At 73.2% G+C, this 12,845-nt stretch carries 10 protein-coding genes; 5 read left to right on the top strand and 5 right to left on the bottom strand.

Annotated elements, in window-relative coordinates:
- Positions 1–153: 153 nt before the first annotated feature.
- Together AC07FT_RS34695 and AC07FT_RS34690 are read right to left on the bottom strand one after the other, a co-directional pair.
- A complete protein-coding gene (locus tag AC07FT_RS34695; protein ID WP_479180093.1) occupies positions 154–1,728 on the bottom strand; it encodes a glycerol-3-phosphate dehydrogenase/oxidase in 1,575 nt (524 codons plus the stop codon).
- Positions 1,725–2,324, bottom strand: a complete 600-nt coding sequence (locus tag AC07FT_RS34690) for a TetR/AcrR family transcriptional regulator (RefSeq protein ID WP_479180091.1) — start codon at positions 2,322–2,324, stop codon at positions 1,725–1,727. Before AC07FT_RS34690 ends, AC07FT_RS34695 begins: the two co-directional genes overlap by 4 nt.
- Before the next feature lie 138 nt (positions 2,325–2,462).
- Here AC07FT_RS34690 and AC07FT_RS34685 point away from each other — a divergent pair, with 138 nt between their 5' ends.
- From AC07FT_RS34685 to AC07FT_RS34675, 3 genes are all read left to right on the top strand, one after another.
- Positions 2,463–4,061, top strand: a complete 1,599-nt coding sequence (locus tag AC07FT_RS34685) for an FAD-binding oxidoreductase (protein ID WP_479180111.1) — start codon at positions 2,463–2,465, stop codon at positions 4,059–4,061.
- A 2-nt stretch (positions 4,062–4,063) separates the two neighbouring features.
- Positions 4,064–4,942, top strand: coding sequence for a diacylglycerol/lipid kinase family protein (locus AC07FT_RS34680; protein ID WP_471201325.1), 879 nt, complete (start codon positions 4,064–4,066; stop codon positions 4,940–4,942).
- A gap of 99 nt (positions 4,943–5,041) precedes the next feature.
- Complete coding sequence (locus AC07FT_RS34675) at positions 5,042–5,530, top strand: SRPBCC family protein (protein ID WP_479180089.1); 489 nt, start codon at positions 5,042–5,044, stop codon at positions 5,528–5,530.
- A gap of 460 nt (positions 5,531–5,990) precedes the next feature.
- Here the strand turns inward: AC07FT_RS34675 and AC07FT_RS34670 are convergent, their stop codons facing one another.
- Together AC07FT_RS34670 and AC07FT_RS34665 are read right to left on the bottom strand one after the other, a co-directional pair.
- A complete protein-coding gene (locus AC07FT_RS34670; protein WP_479180087.1) occupies positions 5,991–7,817 on the bottom strand; it encodes a SulP family inorganic anion transporter in 1,827 nt (608 codons plus the stop codon).
- Positions 7,814–8,443, bottom strand: coding sequence for a carbonic anhydrase (locus AC07FT_RS34665; RefSeq protein WP_479180086.1), 630 nt, complete (start codon positions 8,441–8,443; stop codon positions 7,814–7,816). Before AC07FT_RS34665 ends, AC07FT_RS34670 begins: the two co-directional genes overlap by 4 nt.
- 145 nt (positions 8,444–8,588) lie before the next feature.
- Here AC07FT_RS34665 and AC07FT_RS34660 point away from each other — a divergent pair, with 145 nt between their 5' ends.
- Complete coding sequence (locus AC07FT_RS34660) at positions 8,589–9,611, top strand: 1-aminocyclopropane-1-carboxylate deaminase/D-cysteine desulfhydrase (RefSeq protein WP_479180084.1); 1,023 nt, start codon at positions 8,589–8,591, stop codon at positions 9,609–9,611.
- Between the two features lie 196 nt (positions 9,612–9,807).
- Positions 9,808–11,748 (top strand): LamG-like jellyroll fold domain-containing protein, encoded by a 1,941-nt coding sequence (locus tag AC07FT_RS34655; protein WP_479180083.1) that lies wholly within the window; start codon positions 9,808–9,810, stop codon positions 11,746–11,748.
- A gap of 19 nt (positions 11,749–11,767) precedes the next feature.
- On the opposite strand, the gene AC07FT_RS34650 is transcribed toward AC07FT_RS34655, so the two are convergent.
- A complete protein-coding gene (locus AC07FT_RS34650) occupies positions 11,768–12,784 on the bottom strand; it encodes a zinc-dependent alcohol dehydrogenase family protein (protein WP_431775708.1) in 1,017 nt (338 codons plus the stop codon).
- Positions 12,785–12,845 lie beyond the last annotated feature (61 nt).

Raw genomic sequence — 12,845 nt, 5'->3', positions numbered from 1 at the left:
GCCTGACTCATTCAATTGAGGTAGGCGGGAGCCGAGCGGGGCTCACGGCCCTGGTCAGGCGGCTGCCCTCCGCGTGACCGGGGCCGGGCAGAGGTCCCCGGCCCCGGGCCGCGCTCCCCTCTCCCGTCCGTCACACCCTGTTCTCCCCGTCCGTCACACCCGGTCGGCCAGCGTCGCCAGCGCCTCCCGGGCCGCGGCCGTCGCCGCCGCCCGGTCCTCGGGGACCAGGCCGACGCGGGTGCGGCGGTCCAGCAGGTCGGACTCGTCGAGCGCGCCCTCGTGGCGTACCGCCCACAGGAGCTCGGCGCGAGTGGTCCGTACGCCGTCGGCGACCGGTTCGGCCAGCCGGGGATCGGTGTCGGCCAGGGCCTGGACGGCGGTGGCCTCGGTGCCGTAGCGGTCGAGCAGCCGGCGGGGCGCGGCCAGGGTGGCGAGCGCGGGCCGGGGCGCGGCGCCCACCAGGGGGATCCGCGAGGTGCGGCAGGGAGCGGGCGCGTCGAGGCGGCCCGCGGTGAGCGCGGCGTCCACGGCGTCCTGCGCCATCCGGCGGTAGGTGGTGAGCTTGCCGCCGACGACGGTCACCACGCCCTCGGACGAGGTGAGGACCGCGTGGCGGCGGGAGATGTCGGCGGTGCGCGCGGTGTGCTCGGTCTCCAGCAGGGGACGCAGTCCCGCGAAGGCGCCGACCACATCCTCGCGGCGGACGGGCACATCGAGGACGGAGCCCAGGATGTCCAGCAGGAAGCCGATGTCGGACTCCGGCGCCTCGGGGACGTCCGGCAGCGGGCCGTCCACGGGCTCGTCGGTCAGGCCCACGTAGACACGGCCGTCGTCCTGGGGCATCACCAGGACGAAACGGTTGGTCTCACCGGGGACGGGGATGTGCAGCCCGGTGCGCAGACCCCCCAGACTCTCGGCGCGGAGCACCAGATGGGTGCCGCGGGAGGGGCGCAGCCGGATGCCCTCGGTCAGCTCGGCGGCCCAGACACCGGTGGCGTTGATGACGGTGCGGGCCCGGATGCGGAACTCCTGTCCGGTGAGTTCGTCGCGCACCAGGGCCTCGCCGCCGGTGAGGGACAGGGCACGGGTGCGGGTGAGCACCCGGGCGCCGTGTCCGGCGGCGGTGCGCGCGATGGCGGTCACCAGCCGGGCGTCATCGGCGAGCTGGCCGTCCCAGGACAGCAGTCCGCCGCGCAGGCTCTGCCGCCGCAGCCCGGGGGCGGCGGCCAGGGTCTCCACGGCCGACAGCCGCCGGGGCGCGGGCAGGGTGGCGCGGCCGGTGCGAGCGGACAGCCGCAGTACGTCACCGGCCCGCAGCCCGGCCCGGACCAGGGCGGCGTTGCGGTGTGAGGTGAGGGCGGTCAGCGGCATCACGAAGGACTGGGCGCGCACCAGGTGCGGGGCGGTGCGCTCCATGAGCGTGCCGCGCTCGACCGCACTCTCGTGGGCCACGCCGACGTCGCCGGTGGCCAGGTAGCGCAGTCCGCCGTGGACCAGCTTGGAACTCCAGCGGGAGGTGCCGAAGGCGAGGTCGTGGGCGTCCACCGCGACAACCGACAGGCCGCGGGAGGCGGCGTCCAGGGCGGCTCCGGCGCCGGTGACACCGAGTCCGACGACCAGTACATCGACGCGGGCGCCGGAGCCGCCCGCGGCCAGTTCCTCCAGTTCCCGGGAACGGCGCGCTCGGTTGAGGGAGTAGTCGGGGCGGGAACCCGCGGCAGCGCTCATGGGGCGAGGATCCTTTCCAGGATGTGGCGGACTTCCGCGTAGAAGGCGGTGTCGTCCAGCTCGGGATCGGTGTCGTCGGTCATGGTCTGCAGGGACAGCGCGAACGACTGGAGGACCAGCAGCAGGGCGCGGGCCTGGCGCACCGGGTGGTCCCGGCGGACGGTGCCGTCCGCGTGGCCGCGCCGCAGCGCCTCCTCGATGAACTCCAGCACCCGGTTCTGGCTGGCGCCGCGGCGGTCGAAGAGGTACGGGAGCATCAGCTCGGGGTCGACGTCGAGGATCTTGCGGAACAGCGGATGGCCGCGCAGCGCCCGCAACCCGCTCACCAGAGCGTCGACGAGCGGGGCCGCTGCGCTCCCGAGCGGGCCCGGATGCGGCATGGCGCCCAGGATGACGGCCAGCCACTCCCGGGTCATGAGGTCACCGACCAGCCCCCCTACGTCGGGCCAGCGGCGGTAGAGCGTCATCCGGGAGACGCCGGCGCGGCGCGCGACGTCGGTCAGGGTCGTCCGCCGGACGCCGACGGCCAGCACACAGTCCCGTGCGGCGTCGAGCACGGCGTCGTCATCCCGAGAGGTGTTGCGTTTGGACGTCATCTGTCACAGTGTAACGGCGGATGCGGCGCCGAGCGAAGGCCGGGCCCGCCCCGGATGCGGGTGATCCGCGTCCGGACCGCACCGCGAAGCACGGCTGAGCCGCACGGAGAAGCGAGGAATCAGGTGGAGTCGACAGACATGCTGTGGAATGGCTGGGGCGATCCGGAGCGGGCCGCGCCACTGCCCGAGTCCGTCGTCGGCCTGCTGGGCGAACTCCTCGGCGTACGGCCCTCCGACGGCCGCTCCGTCGCCCTGGAGGACGCCCTGCCCCGCGACTCCCGGCTGCCCGATGACGCCCGCGAGGCGTTCGCCGGGATCGTCGGCGCGGAACACGTACGCACCGACGGCGAGAGCCGGATCCGCCGCACCCGCGGCAAGTCCACGCCCGACCTGCTGCACATCCGGTCCGGCGCCGTCGAGGACGCCCCCGACGCGGTGGTGCGCCCCGGCAGCCACGACGAGGTCGTGGCCGTCCTGCGGCTGTGCGCCGAGCGCCGGATCGCGGTCGTCCCCTTCGGAGGTGGCACCAGTGTCGTCGGCGGGCTCGCCCCCAGCGGCCACGACTGCTTCGTCACCCTCGACCTGCGCCGGATGAACCGGCTGACCGAGGTGGACACCGTCTCCCGCACCGCGGTGCTCGAACCCGGTCTGCGCGGCCCCGAGGCCGAGGCGCTGCTCGCCGAACACGGCTACACCCTCGGCCACTTCCCGCAGTCCTTCGAGTGGGCGACGATCGGCGGATTCGCCGCCGCCCGCTCCAGCGGTCAGGCGTCGGCGGGCTACGGCCGCTTCGACGACATGGTGACCGCGCTGCGCGTGGCCACGCCCGAGGGCACCTGGGAGACCGGCCGCAGCGCCCCGCGCTCGGCCGCCGGACCGGATCTGCGCCAGCTGGTGCTGGGGTCCGAGGGCGCCTTCGGCGTGATCACCTCGGTGACCGTGCGGATCCGGCCGCGCCCCACCACGCGCGTCTACGAGGGCTGGCGCTTCGGCTCCTTCGAGGCCGGCCGGGCGGCACTGCGCGCACTGGCCCAGGACGGTCCGCTGCCCACCGTGCTGCGGCTGTCCGACGAGACCGAGACCCTGGTGGGCCTGGCCGACCCGGAGGCCATCGGGAAGGGGGCTTCGGAGTCGGGGTGCCTGGCCATCGCCGGATACGAGGGCGACGCCGAGGAGGTGTCGGTCCGCCGGGAGCGCGCCCGGGCCGTGCTGACCGCCCACGAGGGCACCTGCCTCGGTGAGGAGCCGGGCGAGAAGTGGAACCACGGCCGCTACTCCGCCCCGTACCTGCGGGACGCGCTGCTCGACGCGGGCGCGTTCGCGGAGACGCTGGAGACCGCCGCGTACTGGTCCCGGATCCCCGCGCTCTACGAGAACGTGCGCACCGCGCTCACCACGGCCCTGTCCGAGGCGGGCACCCCGCCGGTGGTGCTGTGCCACATCTCCCACGTCTACCCGGCGGGCGCGTCGCTGTACTTCACGGTGCTCAGCGCCCAGGGCGACAAGCCCGAGGAGCACTGGGCGGGCGCCAAGCGGGCGGCCTGTGACGCGATCATCGCCTCCGGCGGTACGATCAGCCACCACCACGGGGTGGGCACCGACCACCGGGACTGGTACGCACAGGAGATCGGCCCGCTGGGCGTGGAGGTCCTGCACGCCGTCAAGAACCGGCTCGACCCGTCCGGCATCCTCAACCCGGGTATTCTCCTGCCGCCCCTGACGTCTCCCGGAGCGTAGCCATGCGCCACTTCACCGCCGTCGTCAAACCCACCTCGGGGAGCTCGGGCAGCGAGTCCCTGGTCCCGCTGGCCCGCGCCCTCCGTGAGGGGGGTGCGGAGCTCGAAGTCGAGTACAGCCGCAGTCTCGGCCATGCGCGCGACCTCGCCGTGCGCGCGGCCGAGCAGGGCCGGGTGGTCCTCGGTGTGGGCGGGGACGGACTGGCGGGGCGGGTCGTCGGCGCCCTGGCCGGGACCGACGCCGTCGCGGGTATCGTGCCCGCGGGCCGGGGCAATGACTTCGCCCGTGCGCTCGGACTGCCCGAGAAGGTGGCGGACCTCGCCGAACTGCTGCTGACCGCCGAACCCGTGAAGACCGACGCCATCGAGGTCGAGTCCGCCGTCCACCAGCGGATGGCGGTCCTGGGCAGTGTGTACGCCGGGGTGGACGCCCTCGCCAACCGCCACGCCGACGCCTATCGCGCACTGGGCGGCGCCGCCTCGTACTACGCGGGCGGGCTGCGGGCCGTCACCACCTGGCGGCCCGTGCACTACCGCATCACCATCGACGGCACCCCGCTCGAGCGCACCGGTTACACCGTGGTGGCGGCCAACTCCGGCTACTACGGCTTCGGCCGGCAGATCGCGCCCGGCGCCTCGGTCCGCGACGGTGTGCTCGACGTGGTGGTCATCCACCACGCGTCGCGCATGCTGTTCTTCAGCATGATGAACGAGCTCAAGACCGGGCGGCACGTCCGGCGCAAGGAGGTGGAGATCCTGCACGGCCGCGAGGTGCGCATCGAGGCGGACCGGGATCTGCCCTACGGCGCCGACGGCGAGGTGGAGGCCGAACTGCCGGTGACGGCACGGGTGTTGCCGGAGGCGCTGAACCTCCTGTGCTGAGACCGCCGCGTGTGCTGAGGCCGCGGCCCGGGAGGGATCGCGCGGGAGCCGCCGGCGCCGGCCGGCGGCGACGGAGGAGGAGCCGATGAGGAGAGGCCGATGACGGACGACATGGTGTCCGAGACGACGCGGATCGCCGTACCGCCGCGGACGGTGTACGACACGGTCACCCGGGTGACGGAGATGGGCCGCTGGAGCCCCGAGTGCACCGGCGGCAAGGTCAGGGGCGGCGCGGCCGCGGAGATACGTGCGGGGACGCGGTTCACCGGCACCAACCGCGCCGGCTGGCGCCCGTGGTCGACCCGGTGCACCGTGACCGTGGCCGATCCCGGTGAGCGGTTCACCTTCGTCGTACGTGCGGTGGGACTGCGCATCGCGGTCTGGAGCTACCGCTTCGAACCGCTCGAGGACGGCCGGGCCACCCAGGTCACCGAGACCTGGATCGACCAGCGGGGATGGCTGATGCGTCGCGGGATCAGCCCGCTGGTCAGCGGGGTGCGCGACCGGGCGGGGTTCAACCGGCGCAGCATCCGGCAGACGCTGGCGCGGCTGAAGGAGGCCCTGGAGCAGGAGCACCGGGTGGCCTGAGCGCGGGACGCCCGGCCGTGGTGGCCGCCCGGTCGTCGCGGTGCGACGGCCGGGCGGTCCGGCTCCCGCCGGGCTGTGCGCCCGCGTACCCCGGCTGTTCCCCGACCTCCCGGCAACCGCCGCCGGACCCTGGCCCACGTTGCTGCGGGCCACCGGCCGTACCAGACTGTCCAGCCTCCCCCGCCGCACTGCCTGGCGCCCGGGCCGTGATCGTCCACACCGTCGCCACGGTGTCACCATCCGGTGGGCACGTGAACCGTCCTTGTGGGTTGTCGTGTTCGCCGCCGCCTGTCCTTCGGACGGCTCACCGGGGCCCACCAGCGGGCGAACCGGATCGACCACCGAGCGGGCCACCGGCCTCGAACGCGCCCGGATCGCACGGGAGATGCACGACGTCCGCTCTCACGGACCCGCCCCGCCGCGGGTCGGGGCGGGTCCGGCGGTCGGGCGGTGCCGGGGGTCAGCGGGGTGTGTACCCCGGCTCCGCGCTGAGGTCGTTCTCCCACGCCTGCCAGTCGTCGTACCGCTCGGTGGGGCGGGGGTCGCGAAAGAACCACTGTGCGCCGGGTCCGGGGGTGTTGGGCGCCTCGGCGACAGGAGGTCGTGTGACGGGCTCTTGCGCGGACGGCTGTGTGCCGGTGGCCGGAGTGGGGGGCGGTGCGGCCGCGGTGGAGTCCGCTCCGCCCGGCATCAGAAGGTCGACCCGGGTGCCGTTCGTCCGCCGCTCGTCCGCGAACTCGGTGATCTGCTGGTGGCAGGCGTGGTCGAGGTGGGTCGTCCCCGTGAGGTCGATCCGGAGGTGCGGGGTACCGGCCTCCCCCGCGGCCTCGAGGACCTCGATGAGGCGGGGGAGCCGGAGGAACGTGGCGTTGCCGCTGAGGGTGACGGTGGTGGTGTCCCCTTCGGCGCGGTGTGCGACGACGGCCTGGGACATGCGCAGGGCGGCGAGGATCATTCCCGCGGCGAGGCCCGCCAGAACACCTTCGAGGAGCGCGCTGGCGAAGATGACCGTCGTGGTGAGCGTCATCACGCCGAACTCGCCGCGGTCCTGCCGCCACATCTTCGGGAACTCCGCGGGGGCGAACAGCTTCCAGCCGCTGTGGACCAGGACTCCGGCCAGTACGGAGATCGGGATCAGAGCCAGCACCTGTGGCAGCAGAAGCGCGAAGGCCAGCAGCCACAGCCCGTGCAGGGTGCGGGAGAGCCGGGTCCTCGCTCCCGCCTGGACATTGGCCGAACTGCGGGCCACCACCGCCGTGACGGGGAGGGCACCGAGCACACCGGCCACCGTGTTCCCGGCGCCCTGGGCGATCAGCTCGGTGTTGTAGCGGGTGCGCGGACCGCTGTGCATCCGGTCGACGGCCGCGGCGGTGAACAGCGACTCGGCGGAGGCGATGACGGTGAAGGTCAGGATCGAGGTGATGATCCCGACGTCCGTCAGCCCGGCGAACTCCTCGGCCCCCGGCAGATGTACGGAGCCCAGCAGATCACCGACCTGGAGCGTTTTCACCTTCACCCCGGGCAGGCTCGCCACGGCGATTCCGACACCTACCGCCACCAGGGCGGCCGGTACCTTCGCGGCCGGCCCCGGCACCTTCTTCCACAGGAAGCTGAGCACCACGGTGGCGATGCCGAGGCCCGCGGCGATGAGGGCCTGCGGGTTCTGCACCGTGTCGGAGACCAGGCCGGGCAGTCCCGCCACGTTCTCGACAGGAGTGCCGGGAGCCTTGTTGTCGGCGAGGGGGTAGGACTGGCTGAACATCAGCGGCAGTCCGATACCGGCGAGCATGCCCTGTACGACGGCCAGGGAGATGGCCTGGAAGAGCCTGCCCATCCGGATCAGACCCAGGATGATCTGCAGGATCCCGGCACCCAGGACGATGATCCCGAGCATGGCCACCCCGTGCTCCGCCACCGTCTCGGCCACCAGCGCGGCCAGGCCCGCCGCCGGTCCGCTCACCTGGAGCGTGCTGCCCCGGGCCATCCCGACGACCAGTCCGCCGATGACACCGGAGATGATGCCCAGTTCGGCCGTGACGCCGGACGCCACCGCCACTCCGATGCACAGGGGCAGGGCCACCAGGAAGACCACGAGTGACGCGGCGAAGTCGGTGGCCAGGCTCCCCCGGTCCCAGCCGCCCCCGGCCGGGCCCGATCCGCCCGGGGCGGGCCGCCGGACGGGAGCCCCGGACGCCGGGGCGGTGGTGTCGGTGCCGGTGTCGCCCGGCGGTGGTCCGCCGGGATCCCGGCCCGGTTTCCGCCGGGGCCGGGCGTGTGCGCCACTCATGACAGATGCTCCGAGAACAGCCCATCGGCGCCCAGTTCACGCAGTCGGCCGGTGTCCACCTCGTAGTACCAGCCGTGCAGGCGCAGCCTCCCCGCCTCCACCCGCTCGCGCACGACCGGGTACTGGCGCAGTACGGACAACTGGTGGACCACGTTGCGCTGTACCACCTCGCGCAGCGACGGCTCCTCCGCGCCGCCCCCGCGGCCGTTCGCGGCATCCGGTGACAGCAGGGGCGCGAGTCCGGGGCGGGCGAGTTCGAGCCACGCCCCCACACCGGGCAGATCCGAGAGATCGGTTCCGGCCCGCAGTGCGCCCATGGCCCCGCAGTGCGAATGGCCGCAGACGATGACGTCGTGAACGTCCAGCACCCGCAGCGCGTACTCGATGGTGGCGGCCTCACCCGACGCCCCCCGCCCCGCGGGCGGGGGGACGATATTCCCTGCGTTACGCAACTCGAATATCTCCCCCGGACGCGCCTGCATGATGAAAGCGGGTATCACCCGCGAGTCGGAGCAGGTGATGAACAGCGCCTCCGGGGATTGTCCCTCCGCCAGCTTCCGGTATTCAGCGCTCTCGAAATCCACCCGCTGCCTCAGCGAACGCGCACGGTCCAGCAGTGCCTGCACGGTACCTCCCTGATACGGAGTCAGGCCAAGATCGACCACGTATCCGGCACGATAAGGGGGTAACCAATAGGCGGAGGTTAAGAGAAGACCAGGGCAATGCAAGAAACGGCTGATTGAGCGATGCGTCACAGAAAGGACCACGAAAATGGCGCACCTCGCCCCGACCCACCGCCCCCGGCTCCATGACCGATTTCCCGCACTGGCGTCCACACTGCCTTTTCTTCCGCTCGGCCACGCCCCCACCCCCGTACGGCGGTTGCCCGACCCGGCCCCCGGCACCGCGTTGTGGTGCAAGGACGAGAGCGGCTACGGCGACGGCGGCTGGGGCGGCAACAAGGTGCGCAAACTCGAGTGGCTGCTGCCCGACGCACGGCGCCGTGGGGCGCGGACCCTCCTGACGGTCGGCGGTATCGGCACCAACTGGGGCCTGGCCGCCGCGCTGTATGCCCGGGAGCAGGGGATGGCCACCGCCCTGGCCCTCATCGACCAGCCGGTCGACGACCACGTACGGGCCCAGCTGGAGCGGTTGCGCCGGTCCGGGGCCACCCTGCACTTCACCCGTACCAAGGTCCGCACCATGGCCATCGCACCATGGCTGTTCCTGCGGCACACCGCCGCGGGACGGCTCCCGCACTACCTTCCGGCGGGCGGCTCCACCCCCGTGGGCACCCTCGGACCCGTCGAGGTGGCGCTCGAACTCGCGGCCCAGATCGCGGCCGGGGCCCTCCCCGAACCCTCCCACCTCTTCACCGCCGTCGGCAGTGGAGGAACTGCCGCCGGACTCGCCCTCGGTCTGCGCCTCGCCGGGCTCCGCACCCGGGTCGTGGGGGTGGTCGTCAATGACACGCTCCGGCTGGACATGCCCACCGTGACCGGTCTGGCGCGCGGAACCACACGCCTCCTCCGATCGCGCGGCGCCGACCTGCCCCCGACGCCCATCGGCCCGGAGCAACTGGCCCTGGTGCGCCACTGGCTCGGGCCCGGCTACGGCCACCCCACCCCGGAGGCCCTGCGCGCCCGGCGCCTCGCCGCCGACACCGCGTCGCTGCTGCTGGAACCGGTGTACACGGCGAAGGCGATGGCCGCGCTGACCTCCCTCGCGGCCGACGGCCGGCTGGCGCCGGGCCCCGTGCTCTTCCTCAACACCCACGGGCCCCGGCCCCGATGAGGGTGTTCACCCGGGGGCGACCGGGAGTCAACGCCGCTGTGTTGTTATTGAATTCCACCGGAGTGCATCATTAGTGCGCAACGGCGGCCACGCCGGGCGTGGCACTTCGGTGAAAGGAGGGGCGGCCACGGCAGCGCCGGGCCCCGACCCGACGCGGGTGGCTCCACACATCCCCACAGATCGCAGGAATGACGACGTGTCCCAACGATGGCAAGACATCGGCGCAGCACCGGCCGACGGCGAGGAACCCCTCTCCGACCTGGGTGACACCGCTCTGGTCGACCGGGCGTCGCGGGAACCCGAGTCGGTCGGACGGGTGGTGGCGGAGCTGAGCGCGCGCCATCTGCCGGCGGTGACCGGCTACGCCTCGCTCTGTGTGTCCGCTCCGCCCGGCGCCGCCACCCTGGCTTCGGAGGCGATCCTCACGGCCGTGCTCGACGCGGCTCCCGCCGCACCGGACGAGGCGTGGCGTCCGAAGCTGCTGGGCGCGGTGGTCGAGGTGGCCAGACGGCGATGGTCGGACTCCGGCCGCCGCAAGGAACTGAGCCCGGACTTCCGGGAGTGGCTGGAGAGCGGCCCGGATCAGCCGACCGCGTACGCGCGGAGCGGAAGGAGCGGAAGCGCCGAGCCGGAGTCGGGGCGGTACGGAAACGGACGCCGGACCGTTCGTCCCCGCCCCGGGGTTCTGCGCACCGCCTTCCGCGGGCTGCCGGCCCACCTGCGCACCGTGCTCTGGCACGATGTGGTCGAGCGCGAGGAGCCCGCCGCCATCGGACGTCTGCTGGGCGCGCGGCCCGAGACCGTGCGCGGCTGGTCCGCGAACGCCCGCGCCAAGTTCCGGGACGCCTACCTGCGGACGTACGCGGACGAGGGCGACGCCGCGTGCCGCCCGTTCACCCGGCTGGTCGAGATCGCCGCGGAGACCCGGCGCATCTCCCCCGCCGGGGACGTGGACGGCCATCTCGCCGACTGCGCCTACTGCCGACGGGCGTTCGACGACCTGTCCCGGATGGAGCACCACTGCGACACCCTGCTGGCGGAAGGTGTGCTGGCCTGGGGAGGGGCGCGCTATGTCGCGGAGCGTCCGGCGGCGGGCCGGGCGGCGGCCGGTGGCGCCGACGAGGCCGCGGGGGACACCCCGGAGACCGGCGCCGCGGTCCCGGCCGCGGAGGGGACGGGACCGGAGGCGGCGACCGGAGCCGCCGCACCCACCGCCCCGCACACCCCCGGTGGCAGCCGCAGACGCCGTACCGCACAGGTGGCGCTCACCTCGGGCGCCATCTGTCTGGGGGTCATCGCCGCCGCGGCGCTCTCCGCCACCCACGACAGCGGGGCGGACGGCCGTGACACCACCCCGGCACAGGAGAGGCCGACCTTCTCGGTGACGGGCGGCTCCCCGGCCGGGTCGGCCTCTCCGCGGCCCTCCCCGCCACCGAAGAAGAAAAAGAAGAAGCCGCACACCCCGAGTCCCTCGCACTCCCGCACACCGCCGAAGCCCCCGGTGAGCGGCGCCGCGGTCGCGTGGGACTTCACCGAGGGATCCGGCACCACCGTGCGTGACGGCTCCGGCCGCGGCAATGACGGCACCCTGACGGGGAGCGGCGCGCGGAGCGGGAGTCACGGCGGATCGCTGGCGCTGAACGGGGACCAGTACGCGGAAGGGGCACGGGGGACGCTGGACACCACACGGAGCTACACCGTCTCCGCCTGGCTCAACCTCCGCTCCACGGCGGAGTTCTCCACGGCGATCAGCCAGGACGGACAGGAGATCAGCGGTTTCTTCCTGCAGTACGACGCCTCCATCGACCGCTGGCGGCTGGCGATCTGCGACGCCGACTCCTCCGAGGCGGACGAGGACGAGGCGGTCTCGGCCACCGGCCCGCGGCTCGGCACATGGCAGCACATCGTGGGCGTCTATGACGCGCCCGCGAAGGAGATGCGGCTCTACGTCGACGGACAGCTGCAGGACACCACCGAGCACACCCCGGTGTGGTCGGCCACGGGCGAGTTCGCGGTGGGACGGGGCAAGTGGGAGGGTGATGTGGCCGATCGCTTCCGGGGCGGTATCGACGCGGTCGCCGTGTTCCCGCGCGTCCTCTCGTCGTCCGAGATCGCGACGCTGGCCCGGCGCTCCTGACCGTCGTCACCCGGGTCCGTCAGCCCATGACCACGGCCTTGATGCTGGTCGACCCGGCGACCGCGGACAGCGCGTCGCCGAACCGCTCCAGCGGGAAGCGGTCGGTGATGACGCCCTCGGTGCGGATACGGCCGGTGCGCAGGGCCAGGAGGGCGCGATCGAAACAGTGGGTCTGCGCGAAGGAGCCCTTGATGGTCAGTTCCCGGGAGAAGATCTCATAGGGCGAGAACGGAACGGTGTCGTCCGCACCCGCCATCCCGTAGACCAGCACGGTTCCGCCGCTGCGGGTCACCTCGGGGCAGATCGCCAGGACGGCGGGGACGCCGGTGGCCTCGATGACCGCGTCGAACCCGGACGGCGCCAGCGAGCGCAGCCGCCGCAGCGCCCTCCTGGGGTCCGTGCGGTCGATCCGGACCGTTTCGTCGGCCCCGAGCAGCCGGGCGACCTCGAGTTTGTGCGGTCCGGGCGCGGCGACGGTCACCCGTGCCGCGCCACCGTGGACGAGGAGCTGGGCGAGCAGCAGCCCGGTGGGGCCCGCGCCGAAGAGGAGCACATCGGATCCGGGGCGCAGCGCCAGCACATCGGCCCCGTGCAGCGCACACGCCAGGGGTTCGGTGAGGACGGCGGTCATCGGGTCCAGTCCGTCGAGAGGGAAGCACTTCTCGGCCCGGGCCACCAGCAGATCGGCGAAGCCACCGGGTCCGGTGACCCCGAGCGAGGAGAAGTTCTCGCAGTACAGCGGCTGGTCACGGCGGCAGGGCGCACAGTGTCCGCACAGCACCGTGTTGTCGACGGCCACCAGCTCACCGATCGTCAGCCCTTCGACCCGCTCGCCGAGCGACTCCACTTCGGCCACGATCTCGTGTCCGGGGATCAGCGGGAAGCGGGCCATGAACCCGCCCGCCAGCAGATGCCGGTCGGTGCCGCAGACCCCGGTGGCCACACTGCGCAGCCGGACCTCCTCCGGACCCGGCCGCGGGTCGTCCACATCCAGGACGCGGAAGTGGTGGGGCCGGTCGAAGACCACTGCTCGCATGATGTGCGCTCCTGACGGTGGACCTCGGAGAGGTGTTCTCCGCGACCACGGAAACGCTAGG

The organism is Streptomyces sp. NPDC045899, from assembly GCF_056431485.1.
The sequence above is the reverse complement of the archived record's forward strand: the minus strand, read 5'-3'. Positions and strand labels throughout refer to the sequence as shown.

Coding starts and splice junctions, on each gene's coding strand:
- AC07FT_RS34695 (WP_479180093.1), bottom strand. CDS start 1,728: ATGAGCGCTGCCGCGGGTTCCCGCCCCGACTACTCCCTCAACCGAGCG.
- AC07FT_RS34690 (WP_479180091.1), bottom strand. CDS start 2,324: ATGACGTCCAAACGCAACACCTCTCGGGATGACGACGCCGTGCTCGAC.
- AC07FT_RS34685 (WP_479180111.1), top strand. CDS start 2,463: ATGCTGTGGAATGGCTGGGGCGATCCGGAGCGGGCCGCGCCACTGCCC.
- AC07FT_RS34680 (WP_471201325.1), top strand. CDS start 4,064: ATGCGCCACTTCACCGCCGTCGTCAAACCCACCTCGGGGAGCTCGGGC.
- AC07FT_RS34675 (WP_479180089.1), top strand. CDS start 5,042: ATGACGGACGACATGGTGTCCGAGACGACGCGGATCGCCGTACCGCCG.
- AC07FT_RS34670 (WP_479180087.1), bottom strand. CDS start 7,817: ATGAGTGGCGCACACGCCCGGCCCCGGCGGAAACCGGGCCGGGATCCC.
- AC07FT_RS34660 (WP_479180084.1), top strand. CDS start 8,589: ATGGCGCACCTCGCCCCGACCCACCGCCCCCGGCTCCATGACCGATTT.
- AC07FT_RS34650 (WP_431775708.1), bottom strand. CDS start 12,784: ATGCGAGCAGTGGTCTTCGACCGGCCCCACCACTTCCGCGTCCTGGAT.